Origin of the sequence: Albidovulum marisflavi, assembly GCF_025751435.1 — a bacterium.
Taxonomy (GTDB): domain Bacteria; phylum Pseudomonadota; class Alphaproteobacteria; order Rhodobacterales; family Rhodobacteraceae; genus Albidovulum; species Albidovulum marisflavi.
In genome coordinates this window covers 996398-1016898 of the sequence record NZ_JAOWKY010000001.1, presented here as the reverse complement: position 1 = coordinate 1016898, position 20501 = coordinate 996398, and the positions used below count along the sequence as shown (strand labels likewise).

The 20501-nt window shown below is 66.0% G+C and carries 20 protein-coding genes; 8 read left to right on the top strand and 12 right to left on the bottom strand.

Translation table 11 applies throughout. From position 1 onward, the window contains the following. The 4 genes from OEW28_RS04885 to ruvC all read right to left on the bottom strand — a co-directional run bounded on the left by OEW28_RS04885 (window position 1) and on the right by ruvC (window position 2917). Complete coding sequence (locus OEW28_RS04885) at window positions 1-618, bottom strand: DUF2927 domain-containing protein (protein ID WP_263733579.1); 618 nt, start codon at window positions 616-618, stop codon at window positions 1-3. 101 nt (window positions 619-719) lie between these two features. Next, a complete protein-coding gene (ruvB, locus tag OEW28_RS04880; protein ID WP_263733578.1) occupies window positions 720-1745 on the bottom strand; it encodes a Holliday junction branch migration DNA helicase RuvB in 1026 nt (341 codons plus the stop codon). Window positions 1746-1748: 3 nt separating this feature from the next. Next, the gene (gene ruvA / locus OEW28_RS04875) at window positions 1749-2417 is read right to left on the bottom strand and encodes a Holliday junction branch migration protein RuvA (RefSeq protein ID WP_263733577.1); all 669 of its coding nucleotides are present in this window, start codon (window positions 2415-2417) and stop codon (window positions 1749-1751) included. Next, window positions 2414-2917: a crossover junction endodeoxyribonuclease RuvC gene (gene ruvC / locus OEW28_RS04870; RefSeq protein WP_263733576.1), complete on the bottom strand. Its 504-nt coding sequence runs from the start codon at window positions 2915-2917 to the stop codon at window positions 2414-2416. The genes ruvA and ruvC overlap by 4 nt, the downstream gene beginning before the upstream one ends. A 350-nt stretch (window positions 2918-3267) precedes the next feature. Between ruvC and OEW28_RS04865 the strand changes: the two genes are divergently transcribed. Next, window positions 3268-3420: a DUF1127 domain-containing protein gene (locus OEW28_RS04865; RefSeq protein WP_412174790.1), complete on the top strand. Its 153-nt coding sequence runs from the start codon at window positions 3268-3270 to the stop codon at window positions 3418-3420. A 76-nt stretch (window positions 3421-3496) separates the two neighbouring features. On the opposite strand, the gene OEW28_RS04860 is transcribed toward OEW28_RS04865, so the two are convergent. Together OEW28_RS04860 and OEW28_RS04855 are read right to left on the bottom strand one after the other, a co-directional pair. Continuing rightward, the gene (locus OEW28_RS04860) at window positions 3497-3844 is read right to left on the bottom strand and encodes a hypothetical protein (protein WP_263733574.1); all 348 of its coding nucleotides are present in this window, start codon (window positions 3842-3844) and stop codon (window positions 3497-3499) included. Window positions 3845-3942: 98 nt separating this feature from the next. After that, window positions 3943-4812: a 50S ribosomal protein L11 methyltransferase gene (locus OEW28_RS04855; protein WP_263733573.1), complete on the bottom strand. Its 870-nt coding sequence runs from the start codon at window positions 4810-4812 to the stop codon at window positions 3943-3945. A gap of 195 nt (window positions 4813-5007) precedes the next feature. Between OEW28_RS04855 and OEW28_RS04850 the strand changes: the two genes are divergently transcribed. Continuing rightward, window positions 5008-5442 (top strand): carboxymuconolactone decarboxylase family protein, encoded by a 435-nt coding sequence (locus OEW28_RS04850; RefSeq protein WP_263722741.1) that lies wholly within the window; start codon window positions 5008-5010, stop codon window positions 5440-5442. A 72-nt stretch (window positions 5443-5514) separates the two neighbouring features. Further along, window positions 5515-6189, top strand: a complete 675-nt coding sequence (locus OEW28_RS04845; RefSeq protein WP_263733572.1) for a TetR/AcrR family transcriptional regulator — start codon at window positions 5515-5517, stop codon at window positions 6187-6189. Between the two features lie 3 nt (window positions 6190-6192). Here the strand turns inward: OEW28_RS04845 and msrA are convergent, their stop codons facing one another. The 3 genes from msrA to OEW28_RS04830 form a co-directional block, all read right to left on the bottom strand. Further along, window positions 6193-6855, bottom strand: a complete 663-nt coding sequence (msrA, locus tag OEW28_RS04840) for a peptide-methionine (S)-S-oxide reductase MsrA (protein ID WP_263733571.1) — start codon at window positions 6853-6855, stop codon at window positions 6193-6195. 99 nt (window positions 6856-6954) lie between these two features. After that, complete coding sequence (locus tag OEW28_RS04835) at window positions 6955-8190, bottom strand: MFS transporter (protein WP_263733570.1); 1236 nt, start codon at window positions 8188-8190, stop codon at window positions 6955-6957. A gap of 55 nt (window positions 8191-8245) precedes the next feature. Next, window positions 8246-10441: a primosomal protein N' gene (locus OEW28_RS04830; protein ID WP_263733569.1), complete on the bottom strand. Its 2196-nt coding sequence runs from the start codon at window positions 10439-10441 to the stop codon at window positions 8246-8248. An 87-nt stretch (window positions 10442-10528) separates the two neighbouring features. Here OEW28_RS04830 and fsa point away from each other — a divergent pair, with 87 nt between their 5' ends. The 4 genes from fsa to OEW28_RS04810 are packed head-to-tail and all read left to right on the top strand — an operon-like array spanning window position 10529 to window position 13606. Beyond that, window positions 10529-11182, top strand: coding sequence for a fructose-6-phosphate aldolase (gene fsa, locus OEW28_RS04825; protein ID WP_263733568.1), 654 nt, complete (start codon window positions 10529-10531; stop codon window positions 11180-11182). 55 nt (window positions 11183-11237) lie between these two features. Further along, entirely contained in the window at window positions 11238-11945 is a 708-nt protein-coding gene (locus tag OEW28_RS04820; RefSeq protein WP_263733567.1) for a DUF484 family protein, read from the top strand. After that, window positions 11945-12874 carry a tyrosine recombinase XerC gene (locus OEW28_RS04815; protein ID WP_263733566.1) on the top strand — a complete coding sequence of 310 codons (930 nt, stop codon included), beginning with the start codon at window positions 11945-11947 and terminating at the stop codon, window positions 12872-12874. Before OEW28_RS04820 ends, OEW28_RS04815 begins: the two co-directional genes overlap by 1 nt. Window positions 12875-12913: 39 nt before the next feature. Then, on the top strand, window positions 12914-13606 hold the full coding sequence (locus OEW28_RS04810) for a CDP-alcohol phosphatidyltransferase family protein (protein WP_263733565.1): 693 nt from the start codon (window positions 12914-12916) through the stop codon (window positions 13604-13606). A 26-nt stretch (window positions 13607-13632) separates the two neighbouring features. Here OEW28_RS04810 and OEW28_RS04805 read toward each other — a convergent pair whose 3' ends face one another. Further along, complete coding sequence (locus OEW28_RS04805) at window positions 13633-14091, bottom strand: methylated-DNA--[protein]-cysteine S-methyltransferase (protein WP_263733564.1); 459 nt, start codon at window positions 14089-14091, stop codon at window positions 13633-13635. Next, window positions 14088-17027 carry an isoleucine--tRNA ligase gene (ileS, locus tag OEW28_RS04800; RefSeq protein ID WP_263733563.1) on the bottom strand — a complete coding sequence of 980 codons (2940 nt, stop codon included), beginning with the start codon at window positions 17025-17027 and terminating at the stop codon, window positions 14088-14090. Before ileS ends, OEW28_RS04805 begins: the two co-directional genes overlap by 4 nt. A gap of 233 nt (window positions 17028-17260) precedes the next feature. On the opposite strand from ileS, the gene OEW28_RS04795 reads away from it, so the two are divergent. Continuing rightward, window positions 17261-17677 carry a group III truncated hemoglobin gene (locus OEW28_RS04795; RefSeq protein ID WP_263733562.1) on the top strand — a complete coding sequence of 139 codons (417 nt, stop codon included), beginning with the start codon at window positions 17261-17263 and terminating at the stop codon, window positions 17675-17677. Here the strand turns inward: OEW28_RS04795 and OEW28_RS04790 are convergent. After that, window positions 17674-20448 (bottom strand): DUF2339 domain-containing protein, encoded by a 2775-nt coding sequence (locus OEW28_RS04790; protein ID WP_263733561.1) that lies wholly within the window; start codon window positions 20446-20448, stop codon window positions 17674-17676. The two genes, OEW28_RS04795 and OEW28_RS04790, sit on opposite strands and share 4 nt — an antisense overlap. Between the last annotated feature and the right edge of the window lie 53 nt (window positions 20449-20501).

The window sequence follows — 20501 nt, the reverse complement described above, 5'->3', positions numbered from 1 at the left end:
TCACACTCCAATCCGTGCCGTAAGCCGCAGCGCATGCGAGGGGTCGCGCGCCGCCGCCGGCAGAACCGGATCGTAGGCCGCGCGGATCACGCCCGCCACGTCGGGGCGCAGTATCACATTTTCACCGACCTGTGCGAGGGGGGAACGCGCCTGGAAAGCGCGATCCGACCAAAGAAGGATGATTTGCGCGGCAAGACCGAGCGCCAGCACCTCGGCCGGAAGGTCCGACAACTCCCGGTCCATCCGCACAAAGGCGACGCAGGCGCGGATGGCGCCGTCCTGCTCGAACCGGAAATGCCGGTACTGGTTCGCGCCATCGGCCTCAAGCTGGGCGACAAGCTCCGGCAGGCCGGGCACCAGCCGGTCCAGGTCCGGCACCTCAAGCAGTTCCGACCAGTCCCTGAAGAAGAAGATCATCAGGTTGGCCCCCTGGTCCGGGTCGGTCTCTGCCATGCGGTGTCCGGCCAGCGTGACCACCGCCTCGATCGCGCCTTTCACGGTCTTGAGCGTCGCGTCATCGACACCGAACACCACGGGAACGATGGGACGCACCCAGCGGGCAAAGACGTAGCCGTCCGCGCTGCGGGTGAAGAGGGCCTCGATCTCATTGGCTTTCATGGAAGGTCCTTTCGCTTCGGCCTCGCTTGCGGCAAGCCCGGAGGGGATTCAAGCGGCCTTGGCCAGGCATGCGCGGCCCCGATGGCTGACAGAGGGCGCGATCACTTGCCGAACAGGTGCCCCTGCCCGGCGCCGCGCGGCTGCGGAAGCCCCAGGTGCGCCCAGGCCTTCTGCGCCAGCATCCGCCCGCGCGGCGTCCTCTGGATCAGACCCTGCTGCAGCAGGTATGGCTCGATCACCTCTTCGATGGCGTCGCGACTTTCCGAAAGCGCGGCCGATATGGTTTCGACACCGACCGGCCCGCCCGCGTAGTTTTCCGCGATCAGCGTCAGATAGCGGCGGTCCGCGCCGTCAAGGCCAAGGTGGTCGACACCCAGACGCGTCAGCGCCCCGTCCGCGATCTCACGCGTCAGCCGTCCGTCTCCCTCGACCAGCGCGAAATCGACGACGCGGCGCAAGAGCCGCCCGGCGATCCGCGGCGTTCCGCGGGCGCGCTTGGCGATTTCGAGCGTGCCCGCGGGTTCCGAGGGCACACCCATCAGCCGCGCACCACGCCCGACGATCAGGTCCAGTTCGTTCACGGTGTAGAACTGAAGCCGCGTCGGGATGCCAAAGCGGTCGCGCAGGGGCGTGGTCAGAAGCCCGAGCCGGGTCGTCGCCCCGACAAGGGTGAAGGGCTGAAGCTCGATCCGCACGGTGCGCGCCGCCGGCCCCTCGCCGATCACCAGGTCCAGCTCGAAATCCTCCATCGCGGGGTAAAGGACCTCTTCAACCGCGGGATTCAGGCGGTGAATCTCGTCGATGAACAGGACGTCCCTGGCCTCAAGATTGGTCAGGATCGCCGCCAGGTCGCCCGCCCGCGCCAGGACCGGGCCGGAGGTCATGCGGAAGTTCACGCCCAGTTCCTTGGACATGATCTGCGCCAGCGTGGTCTTGCCAAGGCCGGGGGGGCCGTGAAACAGCGTGTGGTCCATCGCCTCGCCGCGCCGCCGCGCGCTTTCGATGAAGACGCGCAGGTTCGCCCGCGCCTCCTCCTGGCCCACGAATTCGCTGAGGGCCTGCGGCCGCATCGGGCGGTCGACATCTTCGGGTTGGGGGGCCGCGCGAAGCGTTGGATCGGGCTCCATGGCCTACCCTTTCGGCGCAAGAAGTTTCAGCGCGGCGCGGATCAGCGCCGGCGTGGCCGCGCCATCGTTTTCGCCCGACGCCTGCGCCACGGCTGCCGCGGCCTCCCCCTGCCCGTAGCCAAGATTGACGAGGGCGGACAGCGCGTCGGCGGTCGCGGCCGCCGCAGGTGCGGGCCGCGCCACCGGTTTCGCCCGGCGCGGCGCCGGTGCCTCGATCACCTCGTCCGAGGGTGCCACGTCGACCGTCAGCGCGCCGCCCAACGCCATGACCGTCGGCGCCTTGTCCTTGAGCTCCATCACCACCCGCTGCGCAAGCTTCGGGCCCACGCCAGGCGCGGCCTTCACCGATGCCGCGTCCCCAAGCGCGATCGCGCGCGCCAGACCCTCGGCCCCGAGCGTCCCGAGGATCGCCATTGACGCCTTGGCGCCCACCCCCTGCACGGTCATCAGGAGCCGGTGCCATTCCTTTTCCAGAAGCGTCGGGAACCCGAACAGCTGAAGCAGATCTTCGCGGACCAGAAGGTCGGTATAAAGCGCCGCAGCCTCGCCCACCGGCGGCAGGGCGGCGGCGGTCCGTTGCGATACATGGACCACGTAGCCCACGCCCCGCACGTCGATCAGCACATGGTCCATCGAACGATGCAGGATGATGCCGGCAATCCGTCCGATCATGTCGACCCCTTCAGCGCCGCGGCCAAGCGGCCCGCGCTTTGCAGATGATGCGCGTGGCAGATTGCGACGGCCAGCGCGTCGGCCGCATCGGGCCCCGCCAGGTCTACGCCGGGCAACTGGAAGCGCACCATGTGTTCCACCTGCCCCTTGGCCGCGTGCCCGACCCCCACCACGGCCTTCTTTACCGCGTTGGGGGCGTATTCCCCTACGGTCAGACCGGCCTGCGCGGGCGCAAGCAGGGCTATGCCCCGCGCCTGCCCAAGCTTCAGCGTCGCGACGGCATCCTTGTTGACGAAGGTCTGTTCGACCGCGGCCGCATCGGGTGCGTGGCGCTCTATCACATCCGTCAGGGCCGCATGCAGAGACTTCAGCCTCTGCGCCAGGTCGGCCCCCTCGGAATGAATGATCCCGTTTGCGACATGGCTGAGTCGCGATCCTCTGGCCTCGATCACACCCCATCCGAGGTTTCTAAGCCCCGGGTCGATCCCCAGAACGCGCATTGTTCACCCTGCTCGTGTTGCTTTTCGGACACGACTAGCACGAAGCGCGAACATCGCAAAGCCAGAATGGCAGGCGCCGCCTTTATGGTCCGCGCGACCAAGCGGTCGGAATTCGCCTTCGCATGTGCAGAAAACGACAATTTTCGCACTTGCAGAAACCGTTTTATTACTGGAAGTTAACACCGATATGACCCATGCATTTGCTGCATGGCGGAACTGCAAGGCCATGCCTTGCCGTTCCATTTTGCCTTCTCTAAATCGGCCTCAGCAGCAAGGACATTCCCTTGCAACAAGATTTTCTGAGGACCACGAAAATGACGACCTACAGCAACACCCGCACCGCCTCCGGCATGCACACCGGCTTCTTCGGCAGCCTGGTTTCCATCGTCGCCAACTGGAACGACGCCCGCGTGACCCGCAATGCGCTTTCGCGCCTTTCGGACCGCGAACTGGACGATATCGGCCTGTGCCGCGGCGATATCGAGGAAATGTCGCGCCGCTGATCCATTCAGCCAAGCCAAACAAAAAGGCCGTGTCCGGGATGCCGGGCACGGCCTTTTCTGCTCGATGTGCGGCGGATCAGCGTATCACGCCGCGGATGATTTCGGACAGCCAGACGGTAGCCTGACCTGCTTCCAGCACATAGGCGCCCGCCCGATCCAGCGCGTTGCCCTGCTGCAGCATCGCGATCCGGTCCTGGTAAAGTTCGGGTCCGATCGTCGCCATGACGCCAGCCTTGATCAACAGGACTGTCACGCAAACCAGCAATGCCGGCATCAGCCACGTCGCACGGCGGCGCTTCTTGCGCAGGGCGTTGTAGTGGAACATGCCCAAGGTTCCCTGCGCCTCGAAGCCTCCGCCGGCAGCATGAACCCGCTGGATACGGTCGACGCGTCCGTAGAAGTTTTTCATGTTGGGATCGACCACGGCCAATCTCCTGCACTTGCCTTGGCGCCCTTCGCCGACGTTCAAGCTGCGTTCAAAATGCGGCGAAAGTAGGGCATATGCCTTGAAGCCGCTTTGATTTAGCCCCTCTTCAGGACCAATGTTGTCCATTCAGCCAATTCGTCGCGATCCGTGACATTCAAACCTGTCAAATTGTAGGCTTCGGCCACAGAATCGGCCTGAGTGTTGAGGATTCCGGACAGGATCGCACGCCCTCCGCTGGCCAGAGCCCCGGCAATCGCAGGCGCAAGCTCGATCAGCGGCCCCTTCAATATGTTGGCGAAGATCAGGTCATAGGGCGCGCCCGCGCGCAGGTCGGGGTGATCGAAGCCGGCAGCCTCGACGCAGTGCACGCGGCCTGCCATTCCGTTCGCGGCGACATTGGCCGCAGCGACTTCCACGGCCACCGGATCAATGTCGGAAGCAATCACGGGTTCGGGCCAGATCGCCGCCGCCGCCATCGCCAGAACGGCCGTCCCGCAGCCGATGTCCGCCACCTTGCGGGCGCGGAAGCCCTGATTCTCCAACCGGTCAAGCGCCAGAAGGCATCCCTTGGTGGTGGCGTGGTGACCGGTGCCAAAGGCCATTGCCGCCTCGATCAGCAAGGGAACGCAATCCGTAGGCACCTTGTCGGCGTCGTGGCTTCCATAGACGAAGAAGCGCCCCGCTTCGACCGGCTGAAGTTCGCGTCTCACATGCGCGACCCAATCGGTGTCGGGCACCTCGGATACCGCGAAGGGCCGCGCGTCGTGGGCCATGGCAATCAGGGCAAGCACGATTTCGTCGGGCATCTCTTCGAAATAGGCGCCGACTTCGTAACGACCCGATCCGTCCTCGATCTCGAAAACGCCGACGCCCGACGGCTCTGGCTCCAGGTTCTCAAGCGCCTCGGCAAGGGCCTCAGCGGGTTCGCGGGCATCCAGGGTGGTGAGGGCGGAATAGACGGGCATTGGGGCCTCCGGCGCCGGTTGCATCTTCCGGCCTTAGGCCGCGCCCTGCGGGAGGTCAAGCCGGACCCCGGACAAGACCATCTCCCGCTATCAGATCACGGAGTCGTGAATTGTTTTCTTACAGTGTAAGTTTTAACAATTTCATACAGCCTTACGACGTAAGGCAATCACCGAATCCAGAAAGGAAGGCCGAAGATGACCCGCTTCACCACCGCCGCTTTCGTTTTCTCCACGCTGCTTGCCGTACAGCCCGCGATCGCGGACGACGCCGAGGTCAAGGCGACCCTCGACGACGTTCAGGCCACGTTCGGGGGCGTGCCGACCTTCATGGCCTCGGTCTCCCAGGCGGCGCTTCCGGGCCTGTGGAAGCAATACAAGGAGCTGGAACTCTCGCCAGATACGGCCCTTGATCCGAAGACAAAGGCCCTGATCTCGCTCGCCGTCGCGGCGCAGATTCCTTGCGACTACTGCATCTGGGCCGACACCGAGTCCGCCCATGCGGCCGGCGCGACGGACCAGGAAATTGCCGAGGCCGTCGCCATGGCCGGCATGACCCGCAACTGGAGCACGATCTTCCACGGGATGCAGGTTGACTTCGAAACCTTCCGCAAGGAGCTTGGCGGAAGCTGAGCGCTGGCCCGACACATGCCCCCGGCGCGCGCGCGCGCCGGGATTTCAGCGTCAGAGCGAGACAGGGGACCGATGCCGGAGACCAGCCAACACCGGGGAAGGAAAAGGCGCGAACCGCTCAACGCCGAGCGGATCGCGCAAGAGGCCATGGCCCTGGTGGACGAGGCCGGGCTGGACGGATTCAGCTTCCGCAATCTCGCCGCCCGTCTGAACTGCCAGGCCATGAGCCTGTACCACTATTATCCGTCGAAGGCGCATCTGTTCGAGGCGCTGGTCGGGATCTGCATCAGCGAGACCCCGATCCCGCCCGAAGGCGCCCCCTGGCGGGCACGTATTTTCGATTTTTGCGCAAGCTACCGGCAGACGGCGCTTCGACACCCCGGCTTCATTCTCTACTTCGCGACGTTCCGGCTGAACAACGCAGCCGGCATGGCCTTCCTTGAGGACATCGTAGGGATGATGGCGGCCTCGGGCCTTGGCGGACGGGCGCTGGCGCTACATTTCCGCGCGATCGGCTACTATGTCACCGGCGCTGCGATCGACGAAGCGATGGGCTATGCCAAGGGACCTTCCGCCGTGGAGCCGGTGCCGGGCGAAAGGGCGCGGGCCGACTTCCCCGCGATCACCGCGATCGGCGCCTATTTCGGCAAGGATCACCATCGCGCCATGTTCGAACATGGCCTGAACATCCTGCTTGACCGCATGGAGGCGGACGCGGCCAGCACGCGATCCAGCACCAGCCGATAGATCTTATGCCCGCGCGTCGGGCAGGCCGATCGGGCAGGACACGCCGGTGCCGCCGACGCCGCAGTAGCCGCCCGGGTTCTTCGCCAGGTATTGCTGGTGATAGTCTTCGGCGAAATAGAACGTGCCCGCGGGCGCGATTTCCGTGGTGATGGGTCCGTATCCGGCGGCCTTCAGACGCTCGGCATAAAACGCGCGGCTGGTCTCCGCCGCCTCGGCCTGCGCAGCCGTGTATGTGTAGATGCCCGAGCGGTACTGCGTGCCGATGTCGTTGCCCTGACGGTTGCCCTGCGTCGGGTCATGCCCTTCCCAGAATACCTTCAGGAGGTCTTCGTAGCTGACGACATCCGGGTCGTAGATCACCCGCACGACCTCATTATGGCCGGTCCTGCCCGTGCAGGTTTCCTGGTATGTCGGGTTCGGCGTGATCCCGGCCGCGTAGCCGACCATGGTCAGCCACACGCCGTCGACCTGCCAGAACTTCCGCTCAACGCCCCAGAAACAGCCCATGCCGAACATCGCCTCTTCCATGCCGTTCGGCACAGGCGATTTCAGTGGCAGCCCGGACAGGAAATGGAACTCCGCCGTCGGGATCGGCTCATCCCGTCCCGGCAGGGCCTCTTGCGCTTCCGGCATACGGGCAAGGCGTCCGAACAAGGCGCTGAGCATTGGCATACCTCCTGATTGCAGCTTACGGGCGAATATAGGCAGTGGCGCGGACCTGTACCATCTGCGCGCGATCACTTCGGCGCGAAGATCGCGCTTGGACTATTCCGCAGGGGCCAGACGCGGCCGGGTCAAAAGCGTTTCGTGACCGGGTTCGGGATGGCGCGGTATCAGGAACGAAAGCGCAAGCGACGCGCTGGATATGCCCGCTGCGATCAGGAAGACCGCGGCAGGCGCGACGATCCAGACCAGCCCCAGGACCACCGGTAGCACGACGGCGGAAATGTGGTTGATGGTGAACGCCACAGCCGCGGTGGGTGCGATATCCTCGGGCGCCGCGATCTTCTGGAAATAGGTCTTCAGCGCGATCGCCAGCGCGAAGAACAGGTGGTCTATAACGTAAAGCGCCGCCGCCAGCAGCACGCCCCACCCAAACATGTAGATGCCTCCATAGGCCAGGAAGACGCAGACAAGGCCGGTGTATTCGAACATCAGTGCGCGCCGCTCGCCCCATTTCGCGACGACCCTGCCCATGATCGGGGCAAAGATCATGTTCGCAACAAGGTTGATGAGGAACAGGCCCGTCACCTCGTCAACCCGAAAGCCAAAGCGTTCGACCATCATGAAGCCGGCGAAGACGACAAAGATCTGCCGCCGGGCGCCCGCGAAGAACTGCAGCAGATAGTACAGCCAGTAGCGGCGGCGCAGGACCAGGCGCTTGATCTGCGGGTGCGGCGCCTCGAAACGGGGATACAGCACCAGGCACAAAAGACCGACCGCCGCCGTGAACCCGCCCGAAACCAGATAGACGAAATTGTACGACAGATCGAAGCGGCGCCAGGTCAGCACGATCAGCACATAGGCGACCAGCGTCGCCGCCGATCCGGCCGCCGCGATCCAGCCCAGCGTCTGCGGCGCATGCTTGCGGTCAAGCCACTGAAGCTGCAGCGACTGGTTCACGGTTTCGTAGTAGTGAAACCCGACCGACGACAAGAGCGTGATGACCAGGATCCCGCCGAGCGAGGGGAACCACGCCGTGATCGCCGTCGCCACCCCCAGCAGGACCAGCGACGACAGCGCCAGGACCTGTTCGCGCACGAAGATCAGGACGGCGATAACGCCGATGGCCAGAAACCCCGGGATCTCGCGCACGGTGTGCAGAAGACCGATGTCGGCCCCGTCGAACCCCGCGACCGAGATGACGAAGTTGTTGAGAAGCGCGGACCAGGTGGAAAACGCCACCGGCATCGCCGCTGCCATCACGAACAACAGTGCCTGCGGCCGGCGCCACACCGGCAGCCCTGCGGTTTCGCGAAGAGGAAGGACCGGATGCGCCATGCGTTCGCAATATCCCGGCCCGCGCCGATTTGCGAGGGGGAAACCGAAAGGCGCCCTACCAGAAACTTTGCGGGTCGATGTCGACCTGAAGCCGCAGGTTGTTGGGCGGCCTCAATTGTGCGACCCAGTCCGCAAGCGCCGCCTGCAAGGGTGCGCCCTTTGCCGCCTTGACCAGCAGCCTGACACGGTGCCGCCCCCGGACCCTGGCTATGGGTGCAGGTGCGGGACCGAAGACCTGCGCGCCGATCTTGCGCAGTGGCGCGTCGCGGCGGGCAAGTTCGTTGGCGAAGTCGAACACGCTTTGCACGTCGGGCGAGGACAGGACGATGCCCGCCAACCTGCCGAACGGCGGCATCCCCGCCGCCTGCCTCTCCGCGGCCTCGGCGCGCCAGAACGCCTCTTCTTCTCCAGACAGGATCGCGCGGATGACGGCATGTTCGGGCTGATAGGTCTGCAAGAGCGCGACACCGGGCCGCTCGCTCCGGCCCGCACGGCCCGACACCTGCCGCATCAGCTGAAAGGTGCGTTCGGCCGCGCGCAGGTCAGAGCCCTGAAGCCCCAGGTCCGCGTCGATCACGCCCACCAGCGTCAACAGCGGAAAGTTGTGTCCCTTGGCGACCAATTGCGTGCCGATGATGATGTCGGCCCCGCCCGCCGCGATTTCCCCGATCTTGTCCTTCAGCGCGCGGGCCGAGGTGAAAAGGTCCGACGAGAGGACCGCAACACGGGCCTCGGGAAACCGCTCTGCCACCTCCTCGGCCAACCGCTCGACACCTGGGCCGACAGGTGCCAGCCGCCCGGCAACGCCACACGACGGGCAGCTCTCTGGCATCGGCTTCGTCTCGCCGCACTGGTGGCAGACAAGCCGCTTCAGGAACCGATGCTCGACCATGCGCGCGTCGCAGTGCTCGCAACCGATCTGGTGGCCGCAGGCGCGGCAGATCGTGACCGGCGCATACCCCCGGCGGTTCAGGAACAACAGCGCCTGCTCGCCCGCTTGGATCCGGCCGCGGACGGCGGCTGCCAGCGTCGGACCGATCCAGCGGTTCGCCTCAAGCGTTTCGGCCCGCATGTCGATCGCCCGCATCTCGGGCAGTTCCGCCGTCCCGAAACGCGATGTCAGGTCGATCCGCGCGTATTTCCCCGCCTCGGCGTTCGCCCAGGTTTCAAGGCAGGGTGTGGCAGAGGCAAGCACCACCTGCGCGTCGCACAGCGAAGCGCGCAGCACCGCCATGTCGCGGGCATTGTAAAGCGCTCCGTCCTCCTGCTTGTAGGAGGTGTCGTGTTCTTCATCCACGACGATCAGCCCCAGGTCGCGGAACGGCAGGAACAGGGCAGAGCGCGCGCCGACAACCAACCCCACGCCCCCTTCGCCGGCCATCCGCCAGAGCCGCCGCCGCTCGGTCTGCGTCACGCCGGAATGCCATTCGCCGGGACGCGCGCCAAAGCGGTCCTCGACCCGCGACAGGAACTCGGCCGTGAGAGCGATCTCGGGCAGCAGGACCAGCGCCTGCCGGCCCTGCCGCAAGCATTCGGCCACTGCCTCGAGATACACTTCGGTCTTGCCCGACCCGGTCACGCCCTTCAGCAAGGTCGTGCCGTAGCGCCCAGACCGGATCGCGCCGCGCAATCTGTCCGCGGCACCGGCCTGATCCCCGACCAGCGTCTTTCCCGGCAGTTCGGGATCGAGCCGCGGATAGGGCACATCGCGGGGCGCGTCCTCCTCGGCCACAGCGCCCTGCTTGACCAGCCCCTTGACGACGCCGGTCGACACCCCAGCCAATCCAGCCAGTTCTCCCAAGGTAAAGGCCGCGCCGCCGTAGTCGTCGAGAACCTCCATCACCCGGGCGCGGGCGTCGGTCATGCGGTCGGGCGACGACCAGCCCTTGCGATAGACCCTGCGCGGCCCCGGCGGATCCGCAAGCCCCGGTGCACGCGTGGCAAGCCGCAGCATCGCGGGCATGGACGTCAGCGTGTAGTCCGCCGCGCGCGCAAGGAAGGCGCGCATGGCCGCACCCATCGGCGCCGCGTCCAGCACGCGCGTCACCGACCGGATCTTCGCGGGGTCGAAGCCGCCTTCGCCCGGCCCCCAGACCACGCCCATGACCCGGCGCGGGCCCAAGGGGGCCTCGACGAAGGCGCCGGCATGACATCCGCCCGGCGGCGCGCGGTAGTCAAGCGTGCGGCCCAGCGGCTCGGTCGTGAGGACCGCCACCAGATCACCTTGCTCGAAAAAGTCCGGCCCCGTCACCACAGCCCCCCGAAGAAGGGTTCCGGCGCAGGCCCGCTTGCGCTAGAAGGGCGCCGGAAAACAGCTGCCAGCCGGGGAACCGCCGCCATGAAATTCTTTGTCGATACCGCCGACACCGCCGCCATCAAGGAACTGAACGACCTTGGCATGGTCGACGGCGTCACCACGAACCCCTCGCTGATCCTGAAGTCGGGTCGCGACATCATCGAGGTGACGAAAGAAATCTGCGACATGGTCTCGGGCCCTGTTTCCGCCGAAGTCGTGGCCACCGAGGCCAAGGAGATGATCGCCGAGGGGATGAAGCTTGCCAAGATCGCGCCGAACATCGCGATCAAGGTGCCGCTGAACTGGGACGGGCTCACCGCCTGCAAGGCTTTCGCATCCGAGGGCCACAAGGTCAACGTCACGCTTTGCTTCTCGGCGGCGCAGGCGATCCTTGCGGCCAAGGCCGGGGCATCCTTCATCTCGCCCTTCATCGGCCGGATCGACGATATCCACTACGACGGGACCGACCTGATCGAGGACATCCGGATCATCTACGACAACTACAGCTTTTCCACCGAAATCCTCGCGGCGTCGATCCGGTCGGTCAATCATGTCATCGACTGCGCAAAGATCGGCGCCGACGTCGTGACGGCGCCGCCCTCGGTCATCAAGTCGATGGCGAACCACGTCCTGACCGACAAGGGACTGGAGCAGTTTCTGAAGGACTGGGCAAAAACGGGGCAGAAAATCCTGTAAGACCCGTGTATAGTCCCGGAAAAACCAGTCTGATCGGGCAGATAAAGGGACGGACATGACGGAAACCGCGGCCATCGCAGCGGAATTGCGCGCCAGGATCATGGCGAAGCCTGAAGCGATTCTCGAGGATCGGGACCTGATGCGCGCGCTCATCTCCGCAAATGAGCGGGCGATGGGCGCGAATGTCGTGGACCTTCGCGGCATCGCCATGGAACGGCTTGAGGCGCGGCTGGACCGGCTGGAGGACACCCACCGCAGCGTGATCGCGGCGGCCTATGAAAATCTGGCCGGAACCAACCAGATCCACCGTGCGATCCTGAAACTGCTGGAACCCCTGACCTTCGAGGAGTTCCTGTCCTGCATCGCGAACGACGTGGCCCAGGTCCTGCGCGTGGACTCGATCCGTCTGGTGCTGGAAAGCAGCCATGCGGACGAAGGCGCCGCGCTGGCGCAGTTCCGCGACATCGTCTTGATCGCCGACCCTGGCTTCGTCGAGGACTACATGCGCGGCGGCCGCCCGGCACCCGCCCGTTCCGTCGTGCTGCGGCCGGTGCAGCCGGAACTGTTTGCCTTGCACGGCGACCGGGCCGAATGGATCGGGTCAGAGGCGCTGATGCGGCTTGACCTTGGCGCGGGCCGGATGACCGGGATGCTCGCGCTTGGCTCGGAAGACGCCGAGCAGTTCCGCCCGAGCCACGGCACCGACCTCCTGACTTTCTTCGCCGGCGTTTTCGAAAGAGCGATGCGCCGCTGGCTCGGCTGATGAGCGTGCTGCCTTCACCCGCCTTGCGTGATGCGCTGGCGGGGTGGCTTTCGCACCTGAAGGCTCTGGACGGCGCTTCAGCAAACACCCTGCGCGCCTACCAATCCGACCTGTCCGGGTTCCTTGCGTTCCTGTCTGCGCACAACGGCGACGCCGTCGGAATGACGCGGCTGAAAGCGGTGTCGCAGTCGGACATGCGGGCCTTCCTGGCACATGTCCGGGCAGGCGGCGCATCGGCGCGGTCGGCAGCGCGCACATTGTCCGCGGTCAAGGGCTTCTTCCGCTGGCTCGCCGAGCGCGAGGGGTTCGACCCCACGGCAGTCCTTGCCGCGCGCAGCCCCAGATACCAACGCAAGCTTCCCCGCCCGCTGAGCGAAGACGCCGCGCGTTCTGTCATCGGGACGGTCGCAGACATTGCGCGTGAAGACTGGATCGCGGCCCGCGACGCGGCTGTCGTGACGCTGCTTTACGGCTGTGGGCTGCGCATTTCGGAAGCCCTGTCGCTGACGGGGGCCGAAACCGAGTTGCCATCGGCCCTTCGTATTCGCGGCAAGGGCGGCAAGGAACGGATCGTGCCGGTCTTGCCGGCGGCGCAGTCGGCGGTTCGGGACTATGTCCGGCTCTGCCCCTTCCCGGTAGCGGACGAGCCCGCGTCACCGCTGTTCCGGGGCGTGCGCGGCGGACCGCTGAACCCCCGGCTCATCGCCCGCGCGATGGAACAGGCGCGCGAAGCGCTTGGCCTGCCCGCCAGTGCGACGCCCCATGCTCTGCGCCACAGCTTCGCCACCCATCTGCTGGCCGCCGGAGGAGATCTGCGCGCCATTCAAGAGCTGTTGGGCCATGCCTCTCTCTCGACCACGCAGGCCTATACCGCGGTGGACGCCGCGCGGCTGATGGAGGTCTACGAAAAGGCCCATCCCCGTGCCTGAGCGGTTGCGCCACGACCTGATTTGCGCCAAGAGGGTGCGATGACTTCTGCGATAAAAGCCCTTCTTGTTCACCTTTTTACGGCGACCGGCGCTGTGCTGTCGATGCTGGCGATGCTGGCCGCGGCTCAGGGCCAATGGAGCATGATGTTCCTTTGGCTCGTGGTCGCGCTGGTCGTGGACGGGATCGACGGCCCCCTTGCACGGCGCTACCATGTCAAGACCGAATGGCCGACCTACGACGGCGTCCTGCTTGACCTGATCATCGACTACCTGACCTATGTCTTCATTCCGGCCTTCGCCCTGTTCCAGTCGGGGCTGCTTCCGGGATGGACGGGCTGGCTTGCGATCATCGTTATCACCTATGCCAGCGCGATCTACTTCGTCGACACGCGGATGAAAACCAAGGACAACTCCTTCGCGGGGTTTCCGGCTTGCTGGAACATGGTGGTTCTGGTGCTTTTCGCGCTTGAACCCAACTTCTACCTGATCCTGGGCATCGTCGTGGCGCTGGCCGGGACGATGTTCACGAACCTCAAGTTCATTCACCCCGTTCGCACGCAGCGCTGGCGCGGCCTGTCCTTGCCGATCGCGCTGGCCTGGACCGGTTTCGCCGGCTGGTCGGCCTGGTTGGATTTCACATCCGGCAACATCGCGCACTGGGGGCTGGCCATCACCTCGATCTACCTCTTGGTCGCGGGCGTGGCGCAGCAGATGTTCCCCGAACGCGAATGACCCGGCGGGGCGCAGACGCGCCCTGGTCAGATCAGAAGCGAGGCCGCGCCTTCGTGTTTCAGAAGGGCGACCTTCGTTTCGACCCCGCCGGGTGCTGAGAATCCGCCAAGACCCGTCGCCCCAAGAATGCGGTGGCAGGGCACGACGACCGGAATGGGGTTGGCCCCGCAGGCCTGTCCGATCGCCTGGGCCGAAGCGCCCAGGTCCTTCGCCAGATCGCCGTAGGTGCGGGTTTGCCCAAAGGGAATGGCGCACATAGCCCGCATCACCGCGCCGGTCAGCCCCTGCGCATAGGCAAGCGGCAGTTCGAATTCCTGCTGCCGCCGCGCGAAGTATTCGCCCAGTTGCCGGCACGCCTCGTCAAGCAGGGGCGACCCGCTGTCCGCGACTTCCGCCCCGCTCCATTCCAGCCGTGTGATGGCCCCGCCCGTTTCCGTCAGGACCAGCCGGCCAAGCGGCCCGTCAAAGGCCGCCTGCGAAGTCATCCAAGGACGTCGTTGCAGCGGTGGCAGGTGCCGGGATGGTCGTGGTTGCCCACGTCCGGCAGAATCTTCCAGCAGCGCTGGCACTTTTCGCCCTCCGCCTCTTCGAACACCACGCCGACGCCGGGAACTTCGGGCAGTCGGAAGGCCTCTTCCGGGGCGGGATCTGCGGTCAGCTGGATGTCCGAGGTGATGCAGACATCCGCGAAATCGACCGACTTGAGCGCGGCCAGCACATCGGCATCTTCGACATGCACGACGGGCGCGGCCTCAAGCGAGGCGCCGATGACCTTGGCGGTGCGCTGGATCTCAAGCGCGGCGTTGACGACGCGGCGCACGCGGCGCAGCGCGTCCCACTTGCGGGCCAGGGGTTCGTCCAGCCAGTCGGCGGGCGTCTCCGGCATGTCGATCAGGTGGACCGAGGAGGCCTCGCCCGGGAAGCGGCATAGCCAGACTTCCTCCATCGTGAAGACCAGGATCGGGGCGAGCCAGGTCGTCAGGCGGTGGAAGAGGATATCGAGCACGGTGCGGGCCGCGCGGCGGCGCAGCGCGGTCGGCGCGTCGCAGTAAAGCGCGTCCTTGCGGATGTCGAAATAGACCGCCGAAAGGTCCACCGTGCAGAAGGTGAAGAGCGTCTGGAACACGCCCTGGAAGTCGTATTTCGCGTAGCCCTTGCGCACGACATGGTCGAGTTCCGCCAGCCGGTGCAGAACCCAGCGTTCCAGTTCCGGCATGTCGGCGGGCGCGACCCGCTCCTCCTCGGCGAACCCGGCGAGGTTGCCCAGCAGGAAGCGCATCGTGTTGCGCAGGCGGCGGTAGCTGTCGGCGGTGCCCTTCAGGATCTCTTTCCCGATCCGAAGGTCCACGGTGTAGTCCGACTGCGCCACCCAAAGACGCAGGATGTCGGCGCCGTATTCGCTGATCACCTCTTGCGGCGCGACGGTGTTGCCCAGTGACTTGGACATCTTCATGCCCTTTTCATCGAGCGTGAAGCCATGGGTCAGCACGCCGCGATAGGGCGCGCGGCCCTTGGTGCCACAGGACTGAAGCATCGAGGAATGGAACCAGCCGCGGTGCTGGTCGGTGCCTTCAAGGTAAAGATCGGCCAGCCCGTCCGCGGTTCCGTCAGGGCGGTCGCGCAGGACGAAGGCATGGGTCGATCCGCTGTCGAACCAGACGTCGAGGATGTCGAAGACCTGGTCGTAGCCGTCGATGTCGACGATGCCGGACAGGAACCGTTCCTTGGCGCCCTCGACATACCAGCAGTCCGCGCCCTCGGCCTCGAAGGCGGCGGTGATGCGGGCATTGACTTCGGCGTTCCTCAGAAGGAAGTCGGCGTCGGTCGGCTGCGCGCCCTTCTTCACGAAGCAGGTCAACGGCACGCCCCAGGCGCGCTGACGCGACAGCACCCAGTCCGGCCGCGCCTCGATCATCGAGTTCAGGCGGTTGCGGCCCGTGACAGGGGTCCACTCAACCAGCTGGTTGATCGAATTCAGCGCCCGTTTGCGGATCGTGTCGCCGTAGGTCGACATGCCGTCATCCAGCGTCTTGTCGATGGCCACGAACCACTGCGGCGTGTTGCGGTAGATCAGCGGCGCCTTGGACCGCCAGGAATGCGGGTAGGAATGCTTGACCTTGCCCTTGGCGAACAGCGCGCCCGCATAGGCCAGCTGCTTGATGACCGACACGTTGGCCGGGCCTTCCTTGCCGTCGGGCTGGATGATCGCCTGCCCCCCGAAAAGCGGCAGCGATGTGCGGTAGGTCCCGTCCTCCATGACGTTGTAGGTCATGGGCAGGCCGAACTTCAGTCCAAGCTGGTAGTCGTCGTCGCCGTGGCTGGGCGCGGTGTGAACAAAGCCCGTGCCCGCATCGTCGGTGACGTGATCGCCGGGCAGCATCGGCACGTCATAGTCCCATTCGCCGCCGGCGCCGTCCACGCCGCGGAAGGGGTGGGCAAGCGTCAGCGATCCCAGTTCCTCGGCGGTCACGTCGCGCAGGCGCGTATGGCCCTCGACCTTGGCGGCGGTGAAGATGCCTTCGGCCAGCTTGTCGGCGACGATCAGCTTTTCGCCGGTCTTGGCCGAGGCGTTCTCGGCCACCGCGCCGACCTCGTAGAGACCATAGGCGATCTCGGGGTTGTAGGCGACGGCGCGGTTCTGCGGGATCGTCCAGGGGGTCGTGGTCCAGATCACGACGGCCGACTGAAGCAAGTCAGTGCGGATGCAGCCGTCCATGTCCTTGAACTCGGAGGCCGCGGCCACCGGGAACCGCACCCAGATCGTGTGGCTGGTGTGGTCGTGGTATTCGACCTCGGCCTCGGCGAGCGCGGTCTTTTCGACCGGCGACCACATCACGGGCTTCGAGCCCTGGTAGAGCGAGCCGTTCATCACGAACTTCATGAACTCTTCCGCGATCACGGCTTCGGCGTGGAAGTCCATGGTCAGGTAGGGATCGGCCCAGTTGCCGGTGACGCCCAGGCGCTTGAACTCCTCGCGCTGGATGTCGATCCAGCCCTCGGCGAACTTGCGGCATTCCTGGCGGAACGCGACGGTTTCGACCTCGTCCTTGTTCAGGCCCTTGGCGCGGTACTGTTCCTCAATCTTCCACTCGATCGGCAGGCCGTGGCAGTCCCAGCCGGGGACATAGCGCGCGTCACGGCCCATCATCTGCTGGGACCGCACCACCATGTCCTTCAGCACCTTGTTCAGCGCATGGCCGATGTGCAGGTGCCCGTTGGCATAGGGCGGGCCGTCATGCAGGGTGAAGGGGGCGCGGCCCTGCTTTTCGCGCAGGCGATCGTAGACGCCGATCCGTTCCCAACGGGCCAGCCAGTCAGGTTCGCGGGCGGGCAGGCCCGCGCGCATGGGAAAATCGGTTTCGGGAAGGAAGACGGTGTCGCGGTAGTCGGGTGCGGTCTTTTCAGGCGTGTCGGCGCACATCTTGGGCGTCCTTGGCAAGGGGATCGGATCAGGGGCGGCGCGAGGGCTCATACGCCTTGTCCCGGCGACTGAAGGCTCAGTGCGCCGGGCAGGTAATTCGAATGATGATCGCGGATATGCGCCTCATGTCCGGGGCTTATATTCAGGCCGCTTCCGATGGTAAAGGGGCGCGGCAAAGCGTCCCTTGCCTGTGCCGCGCATTCGGCGCAGGAATGGGGCCGAAAGGACCTGCCATGCCGCCGCCAAGCCCCCTGCCCCCGCGCTTCGAGATCACGCCGGAAGAAATCGAGACGGTCGTGACCGAATTCTACGCCGCGATCCGGGAACATCCCGGTCTTGGCCCGGTCTTCGCGGCACATGTGAAGGACTGGCCCGCGCACGAGCGGAAGATCATGGCCTTCTGGCGCAACGCGATCCTTTACGAAAAGGGCTATGACGGAAATCCGCTGGCGGTTCACAAGGCGGCAGGCAATGTCCGGCCCGGCATGTTCGACCCTTGGCTCGGGCTTTTCGACAGCGTCCTGCGCCGGAACCTGAAGCCCGAAACCGCCGCCGCATGGTCGGCGCTGGCGCATCGGATCGGCCAGGGCCTGCGCTACGGCGTGGTCGAGGCGCAGAAGTTCGACAACGGCGTCCCCCGGCTGCGCTAGCTGCGGCCACCGCCTTGAGCCTTTGCGACCCAGCGGTTCAGCAGGCCAAGCCCGATCAGTGCAAGACCCAGCGCCAGAAGCGAGAACACCCGCGTCAGCCCGGTCAGCCCGGAGATGTCGATCAGGAAGACCTTGGCGATGGTCAGCGCGATCACCGTCATCGCGCCGCGGCGCAGCCCGACCGAGCCGCGCGCAAGCGACTGGTACAAAAGCCCCGCGCCCACGACCATCAGCGCGATCGTGTAGCTGTAAAGCTCGCCCTGCAGGACGCCGGAAACACTGATGTCGGGTCCCTGCCAGAGCCTGCGGATCTCAAGCCCGGCGTAAAGCGAAAGCAACGCCACGCCGCCCGCGCCCAACAGGATGCGAAGCAGCTTGTGCAAATGGCGCAGCCGCGTCAGCGCCAGCAGGATCAAGAGGCCCGGAACCGCGTAGGCCACGAAAAGCGTGTCGAGGATCGGCGGGCCAAGGACATCGCCGCTGCGCCCCCCCATAAAGCCGAACAGCGGATTGGCAAGAAGGGTCGCAAGGGCCAGGCCGCCCGCAGCAAGCAACCCCGCGACGACCGCGATGGTCCATCGCAGCCATCGCATCGCGCCGCCCAACTGGACGCGATGCAACTGGGCAAGCATGGTGATGAGCCAAGGCATCGCGTTCAGCGTCAAACCCCAGTGAGAAATGAAGTCGTCCCCGCCCCGCTCAAGCAGCCAGCGCAGGATCATCACGTTGGCGAACAGCGCCGCATACCCTGCGAACGCACTTTCCAGGAAAACCTTGGCGGTCTTGCGTTCCAGATCGCGCAGCAGGTGCAGCGCGGCCCCAGCCGCCGCGACGGCGCCCGCGTAGGATGCGACGACCTCCCACAGCGGACCACGGTCCACCGCCCACTCAAGGCCGGGGTCGATCACCAGACGCCAGGTCAGTACAAGTGCAGCGGCCTGGATAAACCAGCCCATCTCGGGCAGGCGGAACCGGCGGTCCAGCGCGGCCGCGACGACGATCAGGACACCAAGGGCAAGGCTCAGCGCGCCTTTCGTCAGGATCAGGAACAGCGCAAGCGCGATGAGCGACAGCGTCGACAGGACCGCATATGCGGCGCGGCGCCGGTCCTCGCCATCCGCGCGGGCGAACTGCATGGCCATCCCGGCCATCAGGGCGCCAAGCGCGATGACATGCAGGGCCCAAGGGTAGCTTCCAAGCACCCGGGACGGCGCCCAGAACAGCTCAAGCACCAGCGCGGTCAGGGGCGCGACCAGCGCTGCCCCCGCAGCCCAACCCGCGCGCCAACGGCTTGCCCGCCCGCTTTGCCGCGCCGCGGCCAGCGTGATCGCCGTTCCGAGCCCCAGCAGCAACGCGGCAGTCATCGGCGCTGCGCTTTCGGGTTCGCGATAGGCGATCGCCTTGGCGGCATACTCGGTGGCCAGCGGCCAGCGGTTCAACCCCTCGAACCCAAGGCGCAAAAGGAAGCCTGCCGCCGGGATCGCAGCCAGATCGCTTAGCGCGGGGGCACCCTCGGCCCAGACGACCAGCGCCAATGCGAGCACCGTCAGGCACAGGAGGACCAGAACGCTTTCCGCCGCCGTCGCGGTCGCCATGCCGCTTAGCCAGACGGTAGAAAGCGCGACGGCGCCCCCGGCAAGCAGCGTCGGGAAGTGGGGCTTGGCGGCGCGGGCAAGGACGGCCTCTGCCAGCGTCGTGCCCTGATGATCCGGCATGAAGCCGCGTGCGGGAATGCAGACCGCGAACCCGGCAAGAGCGACCAGCGTCAGCGCCGCCCAGCCCGCGCCGCCGGTTCCCATCAGCACAAGCCAAGTGCCGCCATAGCCAAGCGCGACCGCAAGGACAGACACCCAGGCCCATCGGCGGATCGTGTCGACCGTCAGGCCAACGGCCGCCACGATCGCGTAGTAGCCGTACAGCCAATAGGGCGCCTCGCCGTCGCCACCGACCAGGAAGGGCGCGGCGGACGCACCGATCAACCCGACGGCCGCAAGGAAGGGGCCGTGAAACCAGCCCAGAACCACGGCCAGCGCCGCAGTCAGAAGAAGACCGGCAAAGGCCGTTTCAGACCCGATCAGATCGTAGAGCTGCCGCGCGGCAAGAACCGCCGAGAAGATCGACACAAGCCCCGCGCCCGACAAGGTCGAGGGGACATGGGCGGTGACGACGCTGACCTCATCCCCCCAGCGGCGGCGCACCCATTCGCCGCCCGCGATCAGCGCAAGCCCGAACAGGATGGCCCCGATCACGCGCGCCGGCGGCGGAAGCAGGCCGTTCTCGACGCCGTATTGCACCAGGAACACCCCGGCCAGCGCCAGCGAAAGCGCCGAGACGACATAGACCCAGTTCGACACGATCCACTCCCCAAGCGGGGAAACCCGGTCAGGCACGGGCGGGTGTGCCGGTGGAAGTACCGGGGTTGCATCCCCCGGGGGGGGCAGATCCGACCAGGGGCCGGAAATCGTTGCGGGCGTCTTGGCGGGTTCGTCCAAAGGGGGCGCGGTGGGCGGTTGCTGGGTCTCGGGTTCCGCGGTCACGAATTCGGGCTGGGTAGCCTCTGGCTCGGGCCTTTCGGGTTCTTCATCCGGCCGGGCCGGGGCGGCTTGGGCATTCAGGCGACCCAGGTCCCGGCGAAGATCCAGCAGGCGGCCTTCGAGCGTCGCCATCCGGCGCCTGAGGCCCGAGACCGACACGAACAGAACGATCAGAGCGACAGGCAGGGCAATGAGCAAGCCGAAGGCGACAAGCCCAAGCATGATCTCGAAATCCATCGCCCCTCTCCGCTCGCGCCGGTTTTCCCGGCCCTTGGGCTATTGATACCCGA

Excerpts from the sequence above, each read along its gene's own strand:
- OEW28_RS04885 (WP_263733579.1), bottom strand. The coding sequence starts at position 618 with ATGAAAGCCAATGAGATCGAGGCCCTCTTCACCCGCAGCGCGGACGGC.
- ruvB (WP_263733578.1), bottom strand. The coding sequence starts at position 1,745 with ATGGAGCCCGATCCAACGCTTCGCGCGGCCCCCCAACCCGAAGATGTC.
- ruvA (WP_263733577.1), bottom strand. The coding sequence starts at position 2,417 with ATGATCGGACGGATTGCCGGCATCATCCTGCATCGTTCGATGGACCAT.
- ruvC (WP_263733576.1), bottom strand. The coding sequence starts at position 2,917 with ATGCGCGTTCTGGGGATCGACCCGGGGCTTAGAAACCTCGGATGGGGT.
- OEW28_RS04865 (WP_412174790.1), top strand. The coding sequence starts at position 3,268 with ATGCACACCGGCTTCTTCGGCAGCCTGGTTTCCATCGTCGCCAACTGG.
- OEW28_RS04855 (WP_263733573.1), bottom strand. The coding sequence starts at position 4,812 with ATGCCCGTCTATTCCGCCCTCACCACCCTGGATGCCCGCGAACCCGCT.
- OEW28_RS04850 (WP_263722741.1), top strand. The coding sequence starts at position 5,008 with ATGACCCGCTTCACCACCGCCGCTTTCGTTTTCTCCACGCTGCTTGCC.
- OEW28_RS04845 (WP_263733572.1), top strand. The coding sequence starts at position 5,515 with ATGCCGGAGACCAGCCAACACCGGGGAAGGAAAAGGCGCGAACCGCTC.
- msrA (WP_263733571.1), bottom strand. The coding sequence starts at position 6,855 with ATGCTCAGCGCCTTGTTCGGACGCCTTGCCCGTATGCCGGAAGCGCAA.
- OEW28_RS04835 (WP_263733570.1), bottom strand. The coding sequence starts at position 8,190 with ATGGCGCATCCGGTCCTTCCTCTTCGCGAAACCGCAGGGCTGCCGGTG.
- fsa (WP_263733568.1), top strand. The coding sequence starts at position 10,529 with ATGAAATTCTTTGTCGATACCGCCGACACCGCCGCCATCAAGGAACTG.
- OEW28_RS04820 (WP_263733567.1), top strand. The coding sequence starts at position 11,238 with ATGACGGAAACCGCGGCCATCGCAGCGGAATTGCGCGCCAGGATCATG.
- OEW28_RS04815 (WP_263733566.1), top strand. The coding sequence starts at position 11,945 with ATGAGCGTGCTGCCTTCACCCGCCTTGCGTGATGCGCTGGCGGGGTGG.
- OEW28_RS04810 (WP_263733565.1), top strand. The coding sequence starts at position 12,914 with ATGACTTCTGCGATAAAAGCCCTTCTTGTTCACCTTTTTACGGCGACC.
- OEW28_RS04805 (WP_263733564.1), bottom strand. The coding sequence starts at position 14,091 with ATGACTTCGCAGGCGGCCTTTGACGGGCCGCTTGGCCGGCTGGTCCTG.
- ileS (WP_263733563.1), bottom strand. The coding sequence starts at position 17,027 with ATGTGCGCCGACACGCCTGAAAAGACCGCACCCGACTACCGCGACACC.
- OEW28_RS04795 (WP_263733562.1), top strand. The coding sequence starts at position 17,261 with ATGCCGCCGCCAAGCCCCCTGCCCCCGCGCTTCGAGATCACGCCGGAA.
- OEW28_RS04790 (WP_263733561.1), bottom strand. The coding sequence starts at position 20,448 with ATGGATTTCGAGATCATGCTTGGGCTTGTCGCCTTCGGCTTGCTCATT.